This is a genomic window from Leisingera sp. UBA4491 (genome assembly GCF_002388965.1).
In the GTDB taxonomy this organism is placed as follows: domain Bacteria; phylum Pseudomonadota; class Alphaproteobacteria; order Rhodobacterales; family Rhodobacteraceae; genus Leisingera; species Leisingera aquaemixtae.
In genome coordinates, this window is record NZ_DGNN01000008.1 from 12928 (window position 1) to 34933 (window position 22006).

The following is a 22006-nucleotide window of genomic DNA, read 5'->3' on the forward strand; positions in this document are numbered from 1 at the left end:
CCGGGCCGCGACAACAGGGAGACACACATGAAATACCGGCAGCATCTATTGGCCAGCGCAGCGACCATTGCCATGGCGGCCCCGATGGCGATGGCAGAGGACTCCCCGGACCCGATCATAATCCCAGTCCACAACTGGTCCAGCCAGATCGTGATGAGCCACGTTGTCGGCCAGATCTTCGAATCGATGGGCAACAATGTCGAATATGTCTCGACCGACAGCCAGGCGGTTTATGAATCGGTGCGCCTGGGCGACGTCACGCTGGAGCTGGAGGTCTGGGAAGGCGCCTTTGGCAAATCCTTCAACGAGGCGCTGGCCAAGGGCGGCCTGCATGACGCTGGCGACCACAACGCCGTCACCCGCGAGGACTGGTGGTATCCGGCCTGGACCAAGGAGGCCTGCCCCGGCCTGCCGGACTGGAAAGCGCTGAACGGCTGCGCCGCCATCTTTGCCACGCCCGAGACCGGCGACAAGGGACGCTTTCTGGGCGGCCCCGTCGACTGGCTCAAGCATGACGCAGAGCGGGTTGAGGCGCTGGACATGAACTTCACCGTGGTGAATGCGGGCTCGGCATCGGCGCTCTGGGCCGAAGTGGCCGCGGCGGAGAAAACCAAGCGGCCGGTGGTAATCTTCAACTGGACCCCGAACTTTGCCGAGGCCGTTTGGCCGGGCGAGTTTGTCGAGTTTCCGGCCTGGGAAGACGGCTGTGACAAGGACCCGTCCGTCGGCCCGAACCCCGAGGCCACCTACGACTGCGGCAACCCGGCGAACGGCTATCTGAAGAAGGCCGCCTGGGACGGCATGAAGGACAAGTGGCCCGCAGCCTATGAGACGCTGACCCAGATCAGCTTCACAAACCCGCAGATCGCCGAGATGGCCAAGCTGGTCGACATCGACGAGATGGAACCGGAGGACGCGGCGGCCGAGTGGCTGGAGGCCCATGAGGACCTCTGGAAGCCCTGGACCGGTTCCTGATTTCTGCACGTCCCGCCAACCAGCCGGGGCGGTCCCCTGCCCCGGTGCCCATGCCAATGAAAGTTTAGCCATGACCGCCGCCACCCCCGTCATTTCCTGCAAAAACGTCTGGAAGCTTTTTGGCGCAAATCCGGAACAGTATCTAAAGTCGCTGACCGGCAACCCGAGCTTTGATGAAATCCGCCAGGCCGGCTACATCGCCGCCGTGCGTGACGTCTCCCTGGACATTGCCAAGGGCGAGATGCTGGTGATCATGGGGCTGTCCGGCTCCGGCAAATCGACCTTCGTGCGCTGCCTGTCGCGGCTCATCGGCATTACTGGCGGCGAAGTCCGGGTCGAGGGCCAGAACATCGGCGGGATGTCCGAAAAGGAACTGATCCATCTGCGCCGCAACAAGATGGGCATGGTGTTCCAAAGCTTTGGCCTGCTGCCCCACCGCACGGTTCTGGACAACGTCGCCTTTCCGCTGGAGATGCGCGGCCAGGACCGCCACGAACGCCGTGCCCGTGCTTTGGAAGTGATCGAACTGGTCGGCCTCTCGGGCCGTGAAGACTATTTCCCGCGGGAACTCTCAGGCGGCCAGCAACAGAGGGTCGGTATCGCCCGCAGCCTGGCAATTGAACCTGACATATGGTTCCTCGACGAGCCTTTCTCTGCCTTGGACCCGCTGATCCGCCGCGAAATGCAGGACGAATTCCTGCGGCTGCAAGAGATGCTGGGCAAGACCATCGTCTTCATCACCCATGATTTCGACGAGGCGCTGCGCCTCGCCGACCGCATCGCCATCATGAAGGACGGCGTGGTCGAGCAATGCGATACTCCTGACCAGATCGTGCTGAACCCGGCCACCGACTATGTCGCCAAGTTTACAAAGGAAATCGAGAAGTCCCGCGTTGTCCATGCCGGTGTGCTGGCGCGCGAGGTGAACGGCCACCGCCTGACCGGCTCCGCCGTGGGCGAGAAACAGACCATCGCGGAACTGGCCCGCCTGCTGGTCACTGACAGCCGGGATTACCTGCCTGTTGCCAGCTCCTCAGGCAGCCTGATCGGCGCCCTGAACCGCCAGGAGGCGCTAGACGTGCTTCTGGGAGAGGCGTCATGACCGACCAGACAATGATACTTGCCGGCAAATCCCACACCTGGACACGCGCCAAAACCGGCTGGGCGGTATTTTCCGCGGCTTGCCTGCTGGCTGTGGCAAACTCCGTCCTGCCCGCCGGGCTGGTGCGGCCGCCAGAATGGTTGATCCTGCCCTTCGCGGACTGGATCAACGCAATCTTCGCCTTCCTGCGGGATGATCTGGGCCTCCTCCATTTGACCCGCGCCTTCGCGGATGGCGTGGAATGGCTGCTCGATGTGACCGCCAACCTGCTGTACGGCAAAAACCGCTGGCCCCGCATCGGCCCCGTTCCCTGGACCGTGATTGCCAGCATCGGCTTTGTCACCGGCTATGCCCTGCAAGGCTGGCGGCTGTCGCTGCTCACCGGCGGCACCTTTGTCTGGATCGCGGTCATGGGGCAGTGGAAATGGGCGATGGAGACCCTGTCCGTAATTGTCGTCGCCGCCCCCTTCTCAATCCTGTTCGGCCTGATCATGGGCATCCTCGCCTGGCGCTCCAAGTCCTTTGAGCGGATCCTGAACCCGGTCCTCAATATCGCACAAAGCCTGCCGCATTTCGCCTATATGATCCCGGTTGTGGTCTTCATCGGCGTCGGCCCCAAGGCAGGCGCCATCGTCACCATCATCTTCTCGGTGCCGCCAATGATCCGCATGTCCCTGCTGGGCCTGCGCAAGGTCCCGCATGAGGTGATCGAAAGCGGCCACATGTGCGGCTCGACCCGCTGGCAGCTCTTGCGCCATGTGCGGATTCCAACGGCGCGAACCGAAATCCTGGTCGGTGTGAACCAGGTGATCATGCAGTGCCTCGCAATGGTGGTTCTTGCCAGCTTCATCGGCATGCCGGGCCTGGGCCAAAAGCTGCTGCAGCTGCTGCAAGCACTGAAAATCGGCCGCTCGGTCGAGATCGGCATCACCATCGTGCTGCTGGCCGTCATGCTCGACCGCTGCACCAAGGCCTGGGCCACCAAACAGCCCGAGCATTTCGAGAAGGGCACCTCATTTGCTGTCCGCAACAAATTCCTGCTGCTGGGAACCGGCCTGTCGATCGCCTGCCTTGTGCTGGCGCAGTTCGTCCCGCTGATGGACCAGATCGGCCGCCGTGATGCTTTCACCATCTCCCAGCCGATTGACGCTGTGGCGGACTGGTTCATCGTGCTGATCGACCCGGTCACCCAATGGCTGCGCTGGTTCCTGATCACCTGGGTGCTGATTCCGATCCGCGATGCCTTCCTGTGGATGCCCTATGCCGCGGTGCTGGCGCTGCTGGCCGCAGTTGGCTGGGCCATTGGCGGCCTGCGCTCGGCGCTGGTGTGCCTTGCCTTCTTCGGCCTCATCGCCATGTCCGGCTGGTGGGACCGTGCGATGATCACGGTTTACACTGTCGTGGTCGCTGTCTCGATTGCCGCCGTGCTGGGCTTTCCGCTCGGCATCTGGGGATCGTTTCACGAAAAACGGGCGGACATCGCCCTTCTGATCTGCGACACGCTGCAGACCTTTCCCAGCTTCATCTACCTGATCCCGGTGGTCATGCTGTTCGGAGTGAACGATGTGGCAGTCATCGGCGCCGTGGTCCTCTTCGCCGCCGTGCCGCTGGTGCGCTACACCATCGAAGGGCTGCGGCAGGTGCCGGAAACCCTGATAGAGGCCGCCGGCATGTCCGGCGCCACCCGGCTGCAGACCCTGTGGAAAGTCCGCCTGCCGATGGCCCTGCCAACCATCATGGTCGGGGTCAACCAGTCGGTCATGTTCTCGCTGTTTATGGTTATCATCGCCGCCTTCATCGGCACCCAGGACCTGGGCCAGGAAATGCAGCGCGCGCTATCCTCCACCGATGTCGGCAAGGGCCTGATGCTGGGCCTCGCCGTCGCCTTTATGGGGCTGATGGTGGATCACCTTGTCACCACCTGGGCCAAGTCCAGGAAAGACGCGCTGGGGCTGGAGTGAAACTGCAACCATCCATTCCAGCGGCTTAGGCCCCGCCCCGTTTACCCGCATAGGCTGTCTGCTGTTTCCAGGCTTCTCCATGGCCCGCCTGACCTCGGCAAAATAGCCGCTGCGTGCCGGCGACTAAATCGCCGGGGCCGCAGATTTTTGCCTGGGTTCCGATAACGGCAAACTCATGGGCCACTTCAATAGCATCCGGCCGTGTTGCCTCCTTGGACGACCGGTGGACGTATCTCCCAGCAAGGGGTCTCGGAAGCGGATCTAGTAGTAGGGGCGGTGCAGTGTCTTGCAGATCGACAGCACCTTGCGGAAGTGTTTGGTCGTTGTAACTCGACTTTCGGAATCTTTGGCCAAACCGAGCCCATTTGAGAAGTGTATAACTTTTAGAGTCGGCTCCGATGATCATCAACGGGCGAAATTCTTCAGTTATATTATGTAGTAATGGTGCCCGGGGGCGGAATCGAACCACCGACACGAGGATTTTCAATCCACTGCTCTACCCCTGAGCTACCCGGGCACGGGAAGGCTGATCGCCTTGGGTGGAGGCCTTCTATGCCGAGGGCGCGGCGGTGTCCAGAGGGTTTTTCAAAGAAAATTGCTAATGACGCGTCTGCTGCGTCTTTTCTTCGGGTGCCAGTGCGCGCTCTGCTTCTTCCAAAGCGTTTTCAATGTCTTCCGGATCCTGGCTGGGCACCGAGTAGGCGCCGGTCAGCCACTTCCCAAGGTCGATATCGGCACAGCGTTTGGAGCAGAACGGCCGAAAGCTCTTTTGCGATTCCCCGCCGCAAATCGGACAGCTCATTTCAGCACCTCACTCAGGGCAATGCGACCGCGTTTGCGCTGCAGTTCGTAGTGGCCAAGGCTGGTCCAGCCGGCCAGAACCGTTTCCTCGGAATCGGCCCGGAAGGCGGCCCGCAGCGCGGTCTCGAACCCGCGGCGGTCCTTTTTGGGCATCGGCGCCAGGTCCAGCACGATCTGGCCGCCCAGACCCCTGACGCGCAGGGCACGCGGCAAGGCCTTGGCGGCCGCCATATTTGCCTTCACACCTGCCGCCAGCGAGGTGTCGGACCCGGTGTTCACATCCACCGCGACCAGGGCGCGGGTGGGCTCGATAAACAGGGAACCGCCGCCGGGCAGCGGCTCGCGGATACCCCGGGCAATGTCCAGCGCATCCAGAACGCCCTGGCGCTCAAATCCGCCCGGATCCCGTTCGATATCCGCGGGCTCGACCCAGTCCCGCCAGGCCAGCAGATGCGGAGTGTCGCCTTCGGACAGCACTTCCGCTTCGGCTCCTTCATCCTGCATCACCTGAGCCGCCATAGCTGCCATAGCCGCGACATCCTCGGCGATCTCTTCGCGGTCCGCCCCGGCGCAGGCAGAGCGCAGGATCAGGCCATAGCCCGTGTCCCCCATTTCCTCATGGGCGATTTCCAGCAGGCGGTCGCGCTCTTCCTCGTCGCGGATGCTGCGCGAGATGTTCAGACCCGGGGCCTCCGGCGTCACGATCGCATAGCGGCTCTTGAACAGCAGCTTCTGGGTGACCGGGATCGCCTTGCCCGGCTCGGCATAGCCGGAGACCTGCACCAGGATCATCTGGCCCGGCGCCAGCCCCTTGACCTGGCGCAGGAAGGCCGGGCCGTCGGGCGTGGTCAGGAACATGCCGCCCTGCCCCTTAACCGGCCGGTCGGCGCGGGCGCGGTAGATGGTGCCGGGCGCAGGCGCATCGCTTTCGATCAGGAAATCTTCCAGTTTGCCATCCACCATCAGCGCGGCGGCTTCACGGTCCTGGATGTGGTCGAGAATAACGGTGCGGCCCTTCATGCGGCAGCCTCCTGATACAGCGGCAGCCCGGCGGCGCGCAGAAGATTGGCAGTTTCTGACAGCGGCAGCCCGACGATACCGGTGAAGGAGCCGCTGATCCACGGAATGAAGGCCCCGGCGGGCCCCTGGATGGCATAGGCGCCGGCCTTGCCTTCCCAATCGCCTGTGGCGAGGTAGGCATTCAGCTCCTCGTCAGACAGGTTTTTCATTTTCACCTGGCTCACCACGTCTTTTTCCCAGATCCGGTCCCCGCGGCGCACGGCGACGGCAGTGATGACCCGGTGGCGGCGGCCCGACAAGGCGATAAGGAACGCGGCCGCTTCTCCTGCATCGCGCGGCTTGCCAAGGATGCGGCGGCCCAGGGCGACGGTGGTGTCGGCACACAGGACAATATCGTCCGTCCCCGCGGGGACAGCCTGCGTTTTTTCCCGCGTCACCCGGGCGCAATAGTCGCGCGGCAGCTCGCCTTTCAGCGGCGTCTCGTCGATTTCCGGCGGGCGCACAGCGTCAGGATGCACGCCTAACTGCGCCAGAAGCTGCAGCCGCCGCGGACTGCCCGATCCCAGAATGAATGCCATGCATTGGCCCTCTTGACTGTTCGCGCCTGTCATACGGTGATTTCCGGCCGCGGAAAAGCGCACTGGCCCGCTTCCTGTTGCCTAAAATATCCCCGCCGGAGGCCGCGGCTGCATAGCCGCTTCAAAAACAAAAGCCCGGCGCGATGCCGGGCTTTGATTGTCTTGGCAGATCAACGACTTACTTGAAGCGGTAGTTGATCCGGCCCTTGGTGAGGTCATAGGGTGTCATTTCCACCTGGACCCGGTCGCCGGCCAGAACACGGATGCGGTTCTTGCGCATCTTGCCTGCCGTATGCGCGATGATTTCATGGCCGTTTTCCAGCTCGACCCGAAACGTCGCGTTAGGCAGGAGTTCCTTCACGACACCGGGAAATTCGAGCGTATCTTCCTTGGCCATGTTGTCTCCATCATTGGGTTAACCCGCAAACTGCGGGACGTGCGCTTAAATGGGGGCATTTTCCCAATATTTCAAGGCCTCAATCAGGATAACACGGCTTTTGTGACTGATTTCACCCGCGGCATCTGCTCCTCCCAATGCAGCCGGTTCAGCACCCCGCCATCGGCCCGCACATGGGCAATTGTGTCCAGATCAGCCTCGCCGTAGGTCCAGCCCGGCTGATTGAGCACGCCCTCGGCGAGCACCCCGGTTCCGGGGAACCCTTTGTCCGGCGGGCCGAAAATGCCGCCCATTCCGGTATTCGTATCCACCGCCTCGGACCACGGGTTGTTGCCCACGACGGAGGCCATTGCGGTCACGCACTGGTTTTCCAGCGCCCGCGCCATCGCGCCGATGCGCACCCGCCAGTATCCGGCCAGCGCCTCGGTGCAGGAAGGGACGAGAATCACATCCGCCTCCGCCAGGGCGCGGCCCAGCAGCGGGAACTCGCTGTCATAGCAGATCAGCACACCGATTCTGCCCAAACTGGTCTCGAAGATCTTGAGCGGGCCGCCCCCAGCGATGCCCCACGGCGCGCGCTCGAACCGGGTCATGATCTGCTTGTCCTGGTGATCGCGGCTGCCGCCGGGCGTGTAGAATTCCGCCCGGTTCACCGGCTGGTCCAGCCCGCTGTTCACGGGCGCAGATGCGCCCAGGATGTGCACCCCGTACTCAGCGGCCAGCCTCAGGTGCAGCGCCGCCGCATCCTCCATCTTTTCCGAGACCGAATTGATCGACTGCGCCAGATCGCCTGCAACCGCAGCCCCGTCCAGCGTCGAAAGCTCCATTGCGCCGTATTCCGGGAACACCAGCAGTTCGGCGCCGTTCCCGGCGGCCTCTGCCACCCAGGCGGCCAGCTTGTCTTCGTACTGCGCCCAACTGTCGAGCCAGTCGAGCGGGTAAGCGGCAGTGGCGATTTTCATCCTGTCTTCCCTTTGTGCAATTCCTGCTGTGCAGATAGGCCCGGCTGCTTTTGAGGGTCTTCGAAAACGGGGGGTGCCTTCCGTACACTCCCTGTGCACCCCCTGTGCACCCCTCTTACAGCGGACCGGCAGAAGGCTCTCCGGCCAAACCGGGCCGGCAGTGCTGCAAATCCCGGATCCAGAATTGCAGCGGCTTCTTCGTTTCTTCCGCCTGATCGACGTCCTTCCATGAGAAATGCGCGATGGCGCCAGCCAGGGGCTGGTAGCCGCGCTTGCGCCAAAACGGGTCCAGCGGCGCGTAATCCGCCGGGCGCAGCGGATGGTCCGCCGGACGCTGCACGCCGCAAAACGCGCATTTGCGGAAACCGTGCTTGCGCGCGTGCGCCTCTCGCGCGTCAAAGAAACCGTGGCCGGCACCCTGCCCGCGGTACTCCGGCAGCAGCACAGATTCGGCGCAGTAGAAGACGTCCTCCAGCTCAATGCCAGTGCCCTCAAAGGCTGCCGCGAAATCATCCGCGTGATCAGCCAGCGGCGCGCCGGTGGAGGCGCCGACCAGCGCATCGCCGTCGAAAGCGCCGACCACAACGGCGCGGTCACTGTCGCGGTAGCTTTGCAGATATGCGCGCTCATAGGCCAGATCGCCGTCATAGAGATACGGCCAGGCCCGGAACACCTTGATCCGCAGGCCCGCCACGTCGTCCAGCGCGGCCTCCAGCGCCGCGCCGGTCATCGCTTCGACCCGGAGTGTCATCCGGCGGAGACCTGGGCGATCCAGTCCGCCAGGTTGTAATAGGTGGTGACGCGGGAAATCTTGCCGTCCTTCAGCTCAAAGAACGACCCGCCCGGCAGGCGGTAGGTCTGGCCCTTGGCTTCCGGCAGGCCTTCGTCGGTCACCAGATAGGTGCCGTTGACGATGAATTCCGCCGCCGCGCGGGTGCCGTCGTCGCTGGAAAAGATCACCAAATCGGTCAGTTCTTCCTTGTAGCAGCGGCTCATATGGGCGCAGAATTCCGCGAATTTCTCTTTGCCCGCGCGGATCTGCCCTTCGTTCACATGGTGGGCAATCTGGTCGTCCAGGCAGTCCAGCATGGCACCGGTGTCGCCTGCATTGAAGGCTTCGAAATAGCGCGCGATGGTGTCGGTCATGTTCTCTCCGTCGGTTCGCCCCAGCGGTTTTTCAGATGCTGGATGATTTGATCCCGTGTTTGACGGTAGATATCTAGCTTGGCTTCGCGGGTCTCGCCGAGCCCGGTTGGGTCCATAATCGGCCAATATTCGACATCGAGGTGAAAAAAACGGGTCAGTTCCAGCGCCCGGCGCTGGCTGGCGGGCGACAGCGCCACCACCAGGTCAAACGACGACAGATCATCGCCCCAGCGCTCCATCTCGTCAAAGGAGCGCGAGCGGTGGCGCGACAGCTCGACATCTATTTCCTGGCAGACCGCGATGGAGAAGCCGTCGATTTCCATGTCGTTCTTGACGCCGGCCGACTGCACATAAGTGCCGGTGCCATAGAATTTCTTCATGATGCCCTCCGCCATCGGAGAGCGGACCGAATTGTGGTCGCAACAGAACAGAACGGACTGCGGCAGCTCCTTCACCCGTCAGCCTCCGAAATGCAGAACGCAGATCAGGGTGAATAGGCGGCGGGCGGTATCCGTGTCGACCTCGGCCTTGCCCTCCAGCCGCTCCTGCAGCACCCGGCTGCCTTCGTTGTGGATGCCGCGCCGGGCCATGTCGATGGTCTCGATCTGGCTTGGCGGCATGGTCTTCACCGCGGTGAAATAGCTCTCGCAGATCTGGTAGTAGTCTTTCACCACCTGCCGGAAGGGCGACAGCGACAGGTGGAATTCCGCAGCCTTCTCACCTGCTTCGGTATTGATGTCGAACACCAGCCGCTTGTCGCGGATTGCCAGGCCCAGATGGTACGGGCCTTCAGGCAGATCGCGGTCCTCGCGGGACGGCAGGGTAAAGCTGTTTTCTTCGATCAGGTCATAGATCGCCACCTTGCGCTCCTGCTCGATCTCAGGGGTCGGAGGCGGCAGGTTGCGGTCGTCCAGTTCGATGTGGCTGATGCGGCTCATGGGTCTTTGTCTCTATATGCGCTAAGGCGTCCGGCCATGAGTATCGCACCGGCGCGCCTTGGGCAATGCAGCAGCAGGCGTCACAGCAAGGGTGGTATGCGGCAGCGCTTGACAGACAGCGTCCGCCTGCCCAGCCTGCCCCGTGCAGGAGACAGGACCATGACAGCGTTTGAACAGTTTTCCCTCGCAGGCCAGCGCGCGCTGGTGACCGGATCGACCGATGGGCTGGGCTTTGCCGCCGCCCGGCTGCTCGCCAGGGCAGGCGCCGAGGTCTGGATCAACGGCCGCAGAGAGGAGCGGGTGGCAGCGGCCGCGGCCCGGATGCCCGGCACCGCCCGCCCGCTGGTTCTGGATGTGGCAAATGAAGAGGCTTGCGTTGCGGCGATGGAAGACATCGCGGCGGCAGGCGGGCTCGATATCCTGGTCAATAACGTCGGCCAGCGCGACCGCCGCAGCCTGCCGGAGTTCTCCCGCGCCGATCTGCAGGCGCTGTGGGAGGTCGATCTGGTCTCGCCCTTCCGCCTGAGCCAGCTGGCAGCGGCGCAGATGGCCCCCAAGGGATATGGCCGCATCATCAATATCTCTTCGATCGCGGGCCTGATCGCGCAGGCGCGCGACGCCGCCTACACCACCGCCAAGGCCGGTATCAACGGTATGACCAGGGCGCTGGCGGCAGAGCTGGGGCCGATGGGCATCACCGTGAATGCAATCGCCCCGGGGTTCTTCAAGACCGCGCCGAACATGGCCGCGGCGGCGGATCCGGCGATTGCGGACAAGCTCAAGGCCGCCACGTCACTCGGCCGCTGGGGCGTGCCTGAGGAGCTGGCGCCCGCCGTTCTGTTCCTCGCCTCCCCTGCCGCGTCTTACATCACCGGACAGGTGCTGGCGGTGGATGGCGGCTATACCGCGCACTACTGAGTGCTGCGTCATTTCTCCGGGAAAAATGACTTGCGGCCTCCGGCGGGGATATTTGGGGCCAGATGAAGCAACGGATCATTAACCAAACTTGGCCACCCTCGTCCCGCGGTACAGGCGGGGACGCCGATGACCGCGCCAGGTGAAGCGCCCCGACAGGCCCGGGGCGCGGATCCCTTTTCATCTGGCCGGAAATATCCCGGGGTGAATGCGCGGCACGCGCAGAGGGGCAGCGCCCCTCCGGCCCTTACCCGTTCAGCGCATCCAGACGTGCGGTGACCGACAGACCGTGCGCCTCCAGGCTTTCGCTTTGCGCCAGCACTTCGGCCGCCGGGCCAATGGCGCGCAGCGCATCCGGTGTCATCTGGCTGAGCGTGGTGCGCTTGAGGAAATCCAGAACCGACAGGCCGGAGGAGAACCGCGCCGAGCGCGCGGTCGGCAGCACGTGGTTCGGGCCACCCACATAGTCGCCAATGGCTTCGGGCGTGTACTGGCCAAGGAAGATGGCGCCCGCGTGAACCGTCTGTTCGCTGAGCGCAACCGGGTCGGCAACGCAAAGCTCCAGGTGCTCCGGCGCGATGCGGTTGGACAGCGCCGCCGCCTCACCCAGATCCTGCACGGTGATCACCGCCCCGAAATCGCGCCAGGAGGCGCCGGCAATGGCGCGGCGCTCCAGCGTCTCCAGGCGTTTCTCCACCGCCTCCGCCACCGCGCGGCCAAAGCCTTCGTCGTCGGTGATCAGGATCGACTGTGCACTTTCGTCGTGTTCGGCCTGGCTCATCAGGTCCAGCGCGATCCAGTCCGGGTTGTTGTCCTTGTCCGCGATCACCAGGATCTCCGAGGGGCCTGCAATCATGTCGATGCCGACCTTGCCGAACACCCGCCGCTTGGCCGCCGCGACAAAGGCGTTGCCGGGGCCGGTGATCTTGTCCACCGGTGCGATGGTTTCGGTGCCATAGGCCAGCGCCGCGACGGCCTGCGCACCGCCAACGCGGTAGATTTCATCGACTCCGGCAATCCGTGCCGCCAGCAGCACCAGCGGGTTGATCTGACCGTCCGGCGTTGGCACCGTGACCGCCAGCCGTCCGACACCGGCCACCTTGGCCGGGATGGCGTTCATCAGCACCGATGACGGGTAGGACGCAAGCCCGCCCGGCACGTAAAGCCCCGCAGCCGACACTGCCGACCAGCGCCAGCCCAGCGTTGCGCCGGCCTCATCCGTCCACTGCGCATCCTGCGGCATCTGGCGCGCGTGATAGGCGCGGATGCGGTCTGCCGCCAGCTCCAGTGCGGCGCGTTCTTCGGGGGAGACTTCGGCAATGGCCGCATCAACGTCCGCTTCGGTGATGCGCAGCTGCGCGGGCGCCAGGTCCAGCCGGTCGAATTTGGCCGTCAGCTCCACCAGCGCCGTATCGCCGCGGGCGCGCACGTCCGCGATGATCCCGGCCACGATGGCGTCCACATCCGGGCTGTCCTCGCGCTTGGCGCCCAGCAGCGCCGTGAAGGATGCTTCGAAATCGGTGTCACGGGTGTTCAGAAACTGCGGCATCGGGATCTCCTTTGCCCTCGCATAGCTGCATGACCGGGCAGTCTCAAGATCTATGGGCTCAAGAAGCATGGGCGCGCGCGGCGCAAATGGACGCAATCGCGGGGCGCCGCCCCCTTTTGGACCGGTGGCCAATGCCCCCGGACCGCCAGTCCGGTTGCGCTGCCTTACTGCAAAGGCCCGGAAGAGGCCGGGCTTGTTTTGCGCTGTTCAGGATTTGTGATCCGGTGCCTTCCCCGAGGGGGCACGGTAGGGCCGGGTCACGTCGCGCAGGGAGACTTCCAGCGCCTCGACCGACAACCGGATCGCCCCGTCGCCCGCCAGTGTGAGCAGCACATGCCCGGTGCCGTCCTCGCCGGGTTCGAAACTGACGGCAAGAAGGGACAGCACCAGATCCTTGTCCTTGCGGTCGACCCCTTGCGAGGCCACCCGCAGCACATTGTCCACCACCAGCAGCGACTGCACCCGTTCATAGGCGCGGCCGCGGCGTTCGGCGGCATCCCGGTCCTCCCAGCGGAAGCGGTTCAGCAGCAGGGCAAAGCGGCGCTGCGAGGCGCGCCAGCTCATTTCGGTTGCCGGGAAAACAGCATCCTGGATCAGCGAGGAGATGACCTTGAGGTCCTCTTCCTCCAGGGCGCCCAGATTCAGCGGAACCTCGCGGCCGTCCTCGAAACTTGCATCCGCCATCACTGCTCCTTGATCCGTTCGATTTTGGCGCCGACGCCGGACAGCTTGCGCACCACATGCTCATAGCCGCGGTCCAGGTGGTAGACACGGCTCACCTTGGTTTCGCCTTCTGCGGCCATGCCAGCCAGAATCAGCGAGACCGAAGCCCGCAGGTCGGTGGCCATAACGGGCGCGCCTTTCAGTTTCTCGACGCCGGTTACCGTGGCATGGCCGCCATGCACCTCGATCTGCGCCCCCATACGCACCAGTTCCGGGGCGTGCATAAAGCGGTTTTCAAAGATCTTCTCTTCCAGCACCGAGGTGCCTTCGGCGGTGCACATCAGCGCCATCATCTGCGCCTGCAGGTCGGTCGGGAAACCGGGGAAAGGTTCGGTCACCACGTCCACCGCCCGGACCCGGCCGTTCTTGCGGCTGACGGTCAGGCTGTTTTCATTTTCGGTGATCTCGATGCCGGCCATCTCCAGTTTGTCGCAGAAGCTTTCCAGCAGGCTGCGGCGGCCGCCCAGCAGTTCGACCTCGCCGCCGCAAATCGCGGGGGCCAGCATATAGGTGCCAAGCTCGATCCGGTCGGTGACCACCTGGTGAGTTGCGCCATGCAGCCGGTCAACGCCCTGAATGGTGATGTCCGGGCTGCCGTCGCCCTCGATCTGTGCGCCCATTTTGCGCAGGCAGTCCGCCAGGTCGACGATCTCAGGCTCGCGTGCCGCGTTCTTGATGACTGTGGTGCCCTTGGCAAGCGTGGCCGCCATCATGATGTTTTCGGTGGCGCCGACCGAGGCAAAACTCAGCTCGACCACCGCGCCCTTGAGGCCGCCCGGCGCCTTGGCGTGCAGATAGCCGTCTTTCAGCTCGATCTCAGCGCCTAGCGCCTCAAGTCCGTGGATGTGCAGATCCATCGGCCGCGCGCCGATGGCGCAGCCGCCCGGCAGCGACACCACGGCCTGGCCCAGACGGGCCAGCATCGGGCCCAGCACCAGGTTGGAAGCCCGCATTTTCCGCACGATTTCATAATCGGCGACATGGCTTGTCAGGTCATGGCTCGACATCGCCAGCACCTGGCCGTCCTGCAGGCTGGACACTTCGGCCCCCAGGGACTGCAGCAGCAGGGTCATCGTCTTGATGTCGCTGAGCCGCGGCGCATTGGTAAGCGTCAGCGGCTCGTCGCTGAGCAGCGTCGCCGGCATGAGGGTCAGGCAGGCATTTTTGGCGCCCGCGATCGGGATCTGCCCGTTCAGCGGGCCATTGCCCGTTACCAGAATCGAATCCATCTGCTCTTACTCTCCGCTCTTACCTGTGTCCTGGTCCTGCTTATCAGCCCGCGCCTTGGCCTGGGCCTTGCGCCGGGCCATGTTGGCCTTGAGCGCGGCCTTCAGCCGGTCTTCTCGGGAGGCCGCAGATCCGTCGTTTTTCGGTGTTTTCTTCTCTGCCATAGAACTTCTGTAACTTAGTGCGAAAAAACCGTCCAGAATGCTCTTGCACCCCCCCGCGTTTATGCCTAAAAGCCCCCTCACCGGCGCTGCTGTAGCTCAGAGGTAGAGCACTCCCTTGGTAAGGGAGAGGTCGAGAGTTCAATTCTCTCCAGCAGCACCATCTTCCAAAATATCAGTGTTTTCAAAGGCTTGGACATGGGCCGAGTGCTTTTGATGCCGCTTTCGCATGCAAACGGCCATCGCCTGCAGGCTTGATATCCTGAAAATAAAGAAATTTCGCGCCGCGTGCGCCGTTGGCAGCCTGCCGGGCGGTTTTCAGCCGGAACCGGGCTGGCGGCGGCACAGCTGCACCCGGCCCGGCAGATTCGCAGCTGCGGGCGCAGGAAGGCGGCGGAATTCGGCTGAGCCTGAGCGAATCGCCGCATCGGCGGAGTCCGCAAATAAAACTGAAACGGCCTTTTTGCGGCCCCCGCCGCGGAGAGATGCCGCAAATCAGGGGCTCCGGCACCCGAATTAACGCTGCGGAAACGAATCCCTCTGAGTGTTTCTCACATCAACCGCCACCCGGCTGGCACAGCCCGCCGCTGCACTCTGGCTGCCGGGCAGACCGAAATGCTGATGGGAGCTGCACACTGATGACCCGACTGTCCAAATTCTGGGGCAATATGCGGCTGGGCCGCAAGCTGCCGCTGTCCATCGCCGCGCCGACAATCCTGCTGACGCTCGCTTCGGGCTTTTTCTTTGCCTGGGAAGCCGGGCAAGCGCTGAAGGCCAACCGCGAAGCCGCCTTTGCAACGCTGCTGGAGGAACGCAAGGAAGCCCTGGAATCCTGGGTGGCGGACCTGCGCTCACAGACCCGGACGCTGGTTGCCAGCAAGGCGGTGGAAACGGCGCTGCGGGATTTCTCCAACGGCTTCTACTCTCTGGGCGAGAATCCCGGAGGTTACCTGCGCGCTGCATATGCCGACGGCAACCCCAACCCCGCCGGGGAGCGTTATAGACTGCTGGACGCCAAGGACAAATCGGCCTGGTCGATCCGCCACAAGATGAACCATACCGGTTTTGTCACGTTCTTGGAGGAACAGGGGTTTCTTGACGCCTATCTTTTGGATGTTCAGGGCAACATGGTCTATTCGGTTCAAAAGAATGCCGATTTTGCACTGAATTACCTGGATGGGCCTTACAAGGACAGCGGTCTGGGCCAAGCCTTCCAAACGGCGCTGGAGCTGGAACAGGGCGATGTGTTCCTGTCGGAAATGGCCGCTTATGAGGCAGGCGGCGGTGCTGCCGCCATGTTCCTGTCCTCGCCGGTCTTCAAAAAGGGCGCGATCATGGGGGCCCTGGTCCTGAGGGTGCCTGTGAACGAAATCGCGGGGATTCTGTCACATTCCGCGCTGCTGGGGGACACCGGCCAGGCCTATCTGGTGCGCGGTGATGGCGTTGCCTTGACTGCATCCAGCCGCCCTGGCGGCCATCAGATCCTGTCGCAGCTGCCTCAGCTGCAGCAGATCGGCGCCGCGATCGGCGGCCGGGAAAGCACGTTTTCCGGCACGCCGGGGCTGTCCGGCCAGCCGGTTGAGGCGATGGCCGGCCGCGTCGGCCTGGACGACCGGACTTGGGGGATCGTGCTGGAAGTCGACAGTGCCGAGGCATTGGCTGCGCAGAAAAGCCTGGTCAATGCCGCCATGCTGCAGGCTGTTGGGGTGGCGCTGGCGGTAGCGCTGCTGTCGTGGGCGGCGGCCCGCGGCATCGCCCGCAAGGTTGCCGCCCTGTCCGGCAGCGTCGAGCATATTGCGGCCAAAGATTACGATCATCCGGTTGCGGGCAAGGGCAACGGAGACGAATTCGGCAATATCGCAGGCATTCTGGAAGGTTTGAAAACCGATCTGCAAAATGCCCAGACCGCCGAAGAGGAACGGGCAGAGCTGCAGCGCCAGCAGGGCCATGTGGTCAGCGAGTTGCGCAACGGCCTGAAAAACCTGGCAAACGGCGACTTTTCCAGCACGATTGATAAGCCCTTCCCCGAGGCCTACAAGGGCCTGCGGCTCGACTTCAACCAGACGGTCAACACGCTGAACGCGACGGTGCGCGAGGTGGTTGAGGCCACCACCAGCATCCGCAGCGGCACGCATGAGATCAGCCAGGCGTCAGACGACCTGTCGCAGCGTACCGAAAGCCAGGCTGCCACGCTTGAACAGACCGCGGCGGCACTGGACCAGATGACCGCCAGCGTCAAAGCGGCGGCCGATGGCGCCCGCGGGGTTGAAGCCGCGATGAACAGGGCCCGGGATGAGGCTGAAACCAGCGGCCAGGTGGTTCAGAATGCGGTATCCGCAATGACTGAGATTGAGCAGTCCTCAACCCACATTTCGCAGATCATCACCGTGATCGACGACATCGCTTTTCAGACCAACCTGCTGGCGCTGAACGCAGGGGTGGAGGCCGCACGGGCGGGTGAAGCCGGACGCGGGTTTGCGGTTGTCGCCTCCGAAGTGCGGGCGCTGGCGCAGCGGTCCTCGGATGCGGCAATGGAAATCAAGGCGCTGATTTCCAATTCCGGCGAACAGGTGGCCAAAGGCGTGGACCTGGTCGGCAAGGCTGGCGCGGCGCTGGACGGCATCGTCTCGCAGGTCACCCATATCTCGGGCCTGGTGTCGGGCATTGCCGAAGGCGCCGCCGAACAGTCCACCGGCATCGGCGAGATCAACACCGGCGTGATGCAGCTGGATCAGGTGACCCAGCAGAATGCCGCGATGGTGGAACAGATGACCGCGGCAGGCCAGCTGCTGAACGGCGATGCGGCCAAGCTGGCCGGGCTGGTGGCGCGGTTCGATGTCGGGCTGGCGACGGCGGCGCCAAAGCAGCCGGCCGCAGCGGAACTGCCATCGGCGCACGGCACGGGCTGGGCTGATGCGCCGGAGGGGCCGGCCGCCGTCCCGGCCCCGGATGGGTCTGCCGCCCTGATGAAATGGCAGGATTTCTGACCCCGCGCCGGACTCCTTGCTGCGGACCCGGATCCGCGCACGGGGCCGGGCCCGGGCGGCCAGGCTGCCTGCTGCCCCGTGTGACGGCCTGCCCGCCGCCGCCCGCCGGCCGCGGCCGACGCCCAGGCCGGCGCGGCACCGCCGCTGAAATAGCTGCGGTTGTGAAAACCTGTTTTTCAGACTTTAAGGAGATCTTGGAGCAGAACCGGACACCTGACGTGCAGAGCCCTGGCGGCTGTCAGAGGAGATTCGCGCAAATGCAAAAGGTGGCTATATGGCCCTGAACAAGATTTCCGCAGGCTGGCTGCGCAGGCTCGGCAACCGGACCTACCTGCCCGCCCTGCTTGCCCTGGCGGTTGTTTGCGCTGCCGGGTATTACGCCGAAAGGCAAAACGACACGATCCACTACCAGTCCGAACGCGCCAGGGTTCAGCAGCAGGCCGGGCTGATGAAGTCCAGCCTGGAGGGCCAGCTGAACGGCGACTATCAGCGGCTGCGCGGGCTTGCCGCCATGCTGGCCACCGAACCGGACATGCCGCAGGCGCGGTTCAGCCAGATTGCGGAACAGGTTCTGATGGGACAGACCGCGATCCGGCATATTGCCGCGGCCCCGGGGCTGGTGGTCTCGCTGATCTATCCGATCAAGGGCAACGAGCCCGCCATCGGGCTGGACTACACCAAAACAGCAGCCCAGCGGGAAGCGGCCTACCGGGTCCGCGACAGCGGTGAAATGGTGCTGGCCGGCCCGGTCAACCTGGTGCAGGGCGGCACCGGTTTCATCTACCGGCTGCCCATCTTCACCGGGCCGGAAGACAAGAAGGAGTTCTGGGGCATTCTGTCGGCCGTTGTCGAGACCAAGACGCTCTATGCGGAAACCGGCGTAACAGGCGGCGCCCAGACGCTGGAAATTGCCCTTACCGGCAAGGACGGCACCGGCGCGGCCGGCCAGCAGTTTCTTGGAACCGAGGAGATCCCCGCTGGGGAACCGGTCATGATGGACATCAATCTGCCGGTCGGGTCCTGGCAGCTGGCGGCCCGGCCCGCAGGCGGCTGGCAGGCCCAGCCGGGCAACCTGTGGCAGCTGCGGCTGGCGCTGCTGGCGGCCGGAACCCTGATTGTTTTCCCGACCTTCCTGGCCGGCAGGCTGTCGGCGGCGCGGCAAACGGTGATCGGGCAGCTGCGGCGCCGGGAGGCGGAGCTGGAAGCGGTTTCGCGGCGGCTGGAGATCGCGGTCAAGACCTCCCGGGTCGGCATTTGGGAATGCGATGCCGGCAACAAGCGTGTCAGCTGGGACAGCCGGATGCATGAACTGTACGGCGTCCCCCGCGAGCAGGGGCCGCTGGCGGGCAGCGCCTGGATTGCCAGGCTGCACCCGCAGGACCGGGACCGGGTGGTCAAATCCCTGGAGGCTGCCGAGCGTGCGAAAACGAATTTTGCCTCCGAGTTCCGGATCCTGCTGGACGACGGCTCCGTCAAGCACATCCGGGCTTTGGCCAGCCCGTTCACCGACACGCAGGGGCGCAGCTGGATGATCGGCGTCAACTGGAATGTGTCGGAAGACGTCCGCCTGCGCGAGGAGCTGATCCACGCCAACCAGGCGCTGTCGGAACGCAATACCGAGCTGAAGGAAGGCAAGCGGGCGCTGGAGGAAGCCCATGCCGAGCTGCAGAAACAGCAGGCGGAATTGCACCGTCTGTCCCTGGTCGCCAAACATGCCTCTGACAGCATCATCCTGACCGATGGCAGCCGCAAGATCCTCTGGGTGAACGACGCCTTTACCCGCGCCACCGGCTACGGCGCCGACGAAGCCATCGGCCGCACCCCGTCCGACCTTCTGGACGGGCCTGCCACCGACCTCAGCGTGGTGCGCGAAATGAACCGCCACAAGGAGCGTGGCATCCGCTACCACAATGAAGTGCTCAACTACACCAAGGCCGGCGAGGAGGTCTGGTTTGACACCAACATCGTACCGGTGACCGGTGCCGATGGCGAGGTCGACCTGATCATCGGTATCGAGCGCGACATCACCCGCAGCAAACAGCGCGAGCGTGAACTGGCCGAGGCCAAGCTGGCCGCCGAACACGCCGACCGCGCCAAGTCGGAATTTCTGGCCAACATGAGCCACGAAATCCGCACCCCGATGAACGGGATCATCGGCATGGCCGATCTGCTGGCGGAGGCAGACCTGACAGCCGATGACCAGCAGAACGTCGAAACCATCCGCAGTTCGGCGCAGGCGCTGCTGAAAATCATCAATGACATCCTCGACCTGTCGCGGCTGGAGGCCGGGAAATTCGCCATCAGCCGGGAGGATTTCAACCTGCGCGACTGCATCGGCGGCGCTGCCGACCTGTTCCGCCCGAAGGCGCTTGAAAAGGGCCTTTCGATGCAGGTGAGCTATGCGAACGGCCTGCCTGAACGGCTGCACGGCGACGACGGGCGGTTGCGCCAGATCCTGGTCAACCTGATCGGCAATGCGGTGAAATTCACCCCGGACGGCAAAATCGCGGTGCGGGTTTCGCACGCCGGCGCGGACCGATGCCGTCTTGTGGTCGAGGTCGAGGACAGCGGCATCGGAATTTCCGAAGCCCAGGCCAGCCACATCTTTGACCGCTTCACCCAGGCTGACGCCGCAACCACCAAGGCGTTTGGCGGCACCGGTCTGGGCCTGACGATTTCCAGCATGCTGGCCAAGCGGATGGGCGGCGGCATTTCGGTGCAGTCGCAACCTGGCAAAGGCTCTTGCTTCCGGCTGGAACTGCAGATGTCCCCCGCCAGCCAGGCACCGGATGCAGAAGCACCGGCGCTGCCGGACGCGGCGCCGCAGCTTGGCCCCTGCCGGGTGCTGCTGGCCGAGGACAATCAGACCAACCGGCTGCTGGTCCGCAAGTTTCTGCGCGGCCAGCCGGTTGATCTGCAAGAGGCCGGGAACGGCCGCGCGGCAGTGGAGATGTGCAGGGAGCTGGAGCCAGACGTCATCCTGATGGACATGTCGATGCCGGAGCTTGATGGCATTTCAGCCACGCAGGAAATCCGCAGCCTTCCCATTCGCCAGCCAGTCATCGTGGCGCTGACGGCAAATGCCTTCTCCAGCGACCGGCAGGCCTGCCTGGACGCCGGCATGGACCATTTTCTGGCGAAACCGGTGAAAAAGACGGTGCTGCTGCATACTCTTGCGGCCGTTCTGGCGGAAGCAGAAGACACGCAGCGGCGGCCCCGTGCCAGCGCCTGATGCCTCGGCCCGCCACCCTGTCCGGTTGTGGGCCGCCAAGGGGCGCGGGCGCTAGACAGCCGTACCGATGAGCGACACACCCGCGGCCATCAGCACCGCCGCGCCCAGGCGCCGCATCCAATAGCCCTCCTTCAGAATGGCAAACCCGATCAGCGCCGCAAAGATCACCGAAGTTTCCCTCAGCGCCGAGACCGCCCCCAGCGGGGCAAAGTTCTTCGCATAAAGCACCAGGCCGTAGGCTGTCATCGACACCAGCCCGCCGGCAATTCCCAGGGCCCAAGTCCGCGGGCGCAGGGCCGCCAGTGTGCGGCGCTTGCGCAAAGCAACGAAGCCCGCAATGAAGATGTGCAGGAACGCCCCCCAGGCCCAGTAGCTGAGCGTGTTGCCCGACAGCCGCACCCCGATGCCATCGACCAGCGAATAGACCGAAATGCAAAACCCGGTCCCGGCGGCAAATCCCAGTGCTGCACGGCCAACGCCGGAGCGCAGCGCTTTCCAGCTGCTAAGCTGGATGCCAAGCACAATCACCGCAATCCCGGCCCAGGCCTGCAGCGGCAGCACCTCCCCGGCAAAGATCATCGCCCAGAGGCCCACCAGTGCCGGCACGATGCCCCGCGCGATCGGGTACACGACGCTGAGGTCGCCATGCTGATAGGCGCGCCCCAGCATGTAGTAATAGCCGAAATGCACGGCAGTCGAGAGCAGGATGAAGACAAAGCTCTCAGCCGACGGCAGCGGCAGCACCGCGATCATCACGGAGGCGGGGATGACATGGCCAAAGGCAACCAGCCCCAGCGTTGTGGTGCGGTCGGCAGCGGTTTTTACAATAGCGTTCCACACCGCGTGCAGCAGCGCCGCTGACAGAATGATGGCAATGATAAAGGGGGTCATAATCGTGATAGGACTTCTATTAACAGGCCGGCTCCTGCCTCAATCGGTTTCTTCCGGCCGCATCTCCTCGATCAGCCGCGTCTCCAACAGCTGGCCGTTGCGGTAGAGCACCGGGTAGGCCACCGCTGCGATGTGGCTGTTGAACTCGCGCAGGGCGCGCAGGGTCTCCAGGTGGATGTCAGAGGTGTCGAAACTCTCCCGCCCGCCGCTCTGCAGCCGCCGCAGGTGGCGCTTGCGGCTGTCGCGCTCCATCCGTTTCAGCTCGGTCTTCTCCAGGCTCAGAAGCCGCGCGCTCTCCAGGTCGTCGGAAATCAGAACGTTGGAGGCCAGCTGCAGATTGGCCAGGATCGCCTCATGCATGCGGGTGATCTCCAGCCAGCCGTCGCGGGAGAACCGCAGCTCCTTCTTGCGCATCTCCTCGGCCAGCACCGTCAGGCGGCG

20 protein-coding genes, 2 tRNA genes and 1 pseudogene are annotated in these 22006 nt (G+C 64.1%); 7 read left to right on the forward strand and 16 right to left on the reverse strand.

Annotated elements, in window-relative coordinates; translation table 11 throughout:
• The first annotated feature begins 27 nt into the window (after positions 1-27).
• From B2P87_RS03000 to B2P87_RS03010, 3 genes are all read left to right on the forward strand, one after another.
• The gene (locus tag B2P87_RS03000) at positions 28-975 is read left to right on the forward strand and encodes an ABC transporter substrate-binding protein (protein ID WP_141891950.1); all 948 of its coding nucleotides are present in this window, start codon (positions 28-30) and stop codon (positions 973-975) included.
• A 70-nt stretch (positions 976-1045) separates the two neighbouring features.
• Positions 1046-2077, forward strand: a complete 1032-nt coding sequence (locus B2P87_RS03005) for a quaternary amine ABC transporter ATP-binding protein (RefSeq protein ID WP_058284512.1) — start codon at positions 1046-1048, stop codon at positions 2075-2077.
• Complete coding sequence (locus B2P87_RS03010) at positions 2074-4038, forward strand: ABC transporter permease (protein ID WP_141891949.1); 1965 nt, start codon at positions 2074-2076, stop codon at positions 4036-4038. The genes B2P87_RS03005 and B2P87_RS03010 overlap by 4 nt, the downstream gene beginning before the upstream one ends.
• Positions 4039-4480: 442 nt before the next feature.
• Here the strand turns inward: B2P87_RS03010 and B2P87_RS03015 are convergent.
• The 10 genes from B2P87_RS03015 to B2P87_RS03060 all read right to left on the reverse strand — a co-directional run bounded on the left by B2P87_RS03015 (position 4481) and on the right by B2P87_RS03060 (position 9880).
• Positions 4481-4555: transfer RNA gene (locus B2P87_RS03015), tRNA-Phe, on the reverse strand.
• Positions 4556-4636: 81 nt separating this feature from the next.
• Complete coding sequence (locus B2P87_RS03020) at positions 4637-4840, reverse strand: DNA gyrase inhibitor YacG (RefSeq protein WP_141891948.1); 204 nt, start codon at positions 4838-4840, stop codon at positions 4637-4639.
• Positions 4837-5859, reverse strand: a complete 1023-nt coding sequence (locus B2P87_RS03025) for a ribonuclease E/G (RefSeq protein ID WP_141891947.1) — start codon at positions 5857-5859, stop codon at positions 4837-4839. The genes B2P87_RS03020 and B2P87_RS03025 overlap by 4 nt, the downstream gene beginning before the upstream one ends.
• Entirely contained in the window at positions 5856-6437 is a 582-nt protein-coding gene (locus B2P87_RS03030) for a Maf family protein (RefSeq protein ID WP_141891946.1), read from the reverse strand. The genes B2P87_RS03025 and B2P87_RS03030 overlap by 4 nt, the downstream gene beginning before the upstream one ends.
• 178 nt (positions 6438-6615) lie before the next feature.
• Positions 6616-6834 carry a translation initiation factor IF-1 gene (gene infA / locus B2P87_RS03035; protein WP_005620785.1) on the reverse strand — a complete coding sequence of 73 codons (219 nt, stop codon included), beginning with the start codon at positions 6832-6834 and terminating at the stop codon, positions 6616-6618.
• An 83-nt stretch (positions 6835-6917) separates the two neighbouring features.
• A complete protein-coding gene (locus B2P87_RS03040; RefSeq protein WP_141891945.1) occupies positions 6918-7796 on the reverse strand; it encodes a carbon-nitrogen hydrolase family protein in 879 nt (292 codons plus the stop codon).
• Positions 7797-7911: 115 nt separating this feature from the next.
• Complete coding sequence (locus B2P87_RS03045) at positions 7912-8547, reverse strand: GNAT family N-acetyltransferase (RefSeq protein ID WP_141891944.1); 636 nt, start codon at positions 8545-8547, stop codon at positions 7912-7914.
• Positions 8544-8942: a ketosteroid isomerase-related protein gene (locus B2P87_RS03050; RefSeq protein WP_141891943.1), complete on the reverse strand. Its 399-nt coding sequence runs from the start codon at positions 8940-8942 to the stop codon at positions 8544-8546. The genes B2P87_RS03045 and B2P87_RS03050 overlap by 4 nt, the downstream gene beginning before the upstream one ends.
• A complete protein-coding gene (locus B2P87_RS03055) occupies positions 8939-9397 on the reverse strand; it encodes a low molecular weight phosphatase family protein (RefSeq protein WP_058285479.1) in 459 nt (152 codons plus the stop codon). The genes B2P87_RS03050 and B2P87_RS03055 overlap by 4 nt, the downstream gene beginning before the upstream one ends.
• 3 nt (positions 9398-9400) lie before the next feature.
• A complete protein-coding gene (locus tag B2P87_RS03060) occupies positions 9401-9880 on the reverse strand; it encodes a UPF0262 family protein (protein ID WP_008555698.1) in 480 nt (159 codons plus the stop codon).
• Positions 9881-10039: 159 nt separating this feature from the next.
• On the opposite strand from B2P87_RS03060, the gene B2P87_RS03065 reads away from it, so the two are divergent.
• Positions 10040-10798 (forward strand): SDR family oxidoreductase, encoded by a 759-nt coding sequence (locus tag B2P87_RS03065; RefSeq protein ID WP_141891942.1) that lies wholly within the window; start codon positions 10040-10042, stop codon positions 10796-10798.
• 244 nt (positions 10799-11042) lie between these two features.
• Here B2P87_RS03065 and hisD read toward each other — a convergent pair whose 3' ends face one another.
• The 4 genes from hisD to B2P87_RS03085 all read right to left on the reverse strand — a co-directional run bounded on the left by hisD (position 11043) and on the right by B2P87_RS03085 (position 14458).
• Positions 11043-12344: a histidinol dehydrogenase gene (gene hisD, locus B2P87_RS03070; protein WP_141891941.1), complete on the reverse strand. Its 1302-nt coding sequence runs from the start codon at positions 12342-12344 to the stop codon at positions 11043-11045.
• Between the two features lie 207 nt (positions 12345-12551).
• Complete coding sequence (locus B2P87_RS03075) at positions 12552-13028, reverse strand: DUF2948 family protein (RefSeq protein ID WP_141891940.1); 477 nt, start codon at positions 13026-13028, stop codon at positions 12552-12554.
• Positions 13028-14296, reverse strand: a complete 1269-nt coding sequence (gene murA, locus B2P87_RS03080; RefSeq protein WP_141891939.1) for a UDP-N-acetylglucosamine 1-carboxyvinyltransferase — start codon at positions 14294-14296, stop codon at positions 13028-13030. The genes B2P87_RS03075 and murA overlap by 1 nt, the downstream gene beginning before the upstream one ends.
• A 6-nt stretch (positions 14297-14302) precedes the next feature.
• A complete protein-coding gene (locus B2P87_RS03085; protein WP_008556790.1) occupies positions 14303-14458 on the reverse strand; it encodes a hypothetical protein in 156 nt (51 codons plus the stop codon).
• Positions 14459-14543: 85 nt separating this feature from the next.
• On the opposite strand from B2P87_RS03085, the gene B2P87_RS03090 reads away from it, so the two are divergent.
• From B2P87_RS03090 to B2P87_RS03100, 3 genes are all read left to right on the forward strand, one after another.
• Positions 14544-14618 (forward strand) — tRNA-Thr (locus tag B2P87_RS03090).
• A gap of 475 nt (positions 14619-15093) precedes the next feature.
• Positions 15094-17442 carry a methyl-accepting chemotaxis protein gene (locus B2P87_RS03095; RefSeq protein WP_167510278.1) on the forward strand — a complete coding sequence of 783 codons (2349 nt, stop codon included), beginning with the start codon at positions 15094-15096 and terminating at the stop codon, positions 17440-17442.
• A 274-nt stretch (positions 17443-17716) separates the two neighbouring features.
• Positions 17717-20674, forward strand: a complete 2958-nt coding sequence (locus B2P87_RS03100; RefSeq protein WP_141891937.1) for an ATP-binding protein — start codon at positions 17717-17719, stop codon at positions 20672-20674.
• 51 nt (positions 20675-20725) lie between these two features.
• Here B2P87_RS03100 and B2P87_RS03105 read toward each other — a convergent pair whose 3' ends face one another.
• Both B2P87_RS03105 and B2P87_RS03110 read right to left on the reverse strand, forming a co-directional pair.
• Positions 20726-21565 carry a DMT family transporter gene (locus tag B2P87_RS03105; RefSeq protein WP_141891936.1) on the reverse strand — a complete coding sequence of 280 codons (840 nt, stop codon included), beginning with the start codon at positions 21563-21565 and terminating at the stop codon, positions 20726-20728.
• Positions 21566-21604: 39 nt separating this feature from the next.
• Positions 21605-22006, reverse strand: a pseudogene (locus B2P87_RS03110) (Na/Pi cotransporter family protein); the annotation flags it as partial.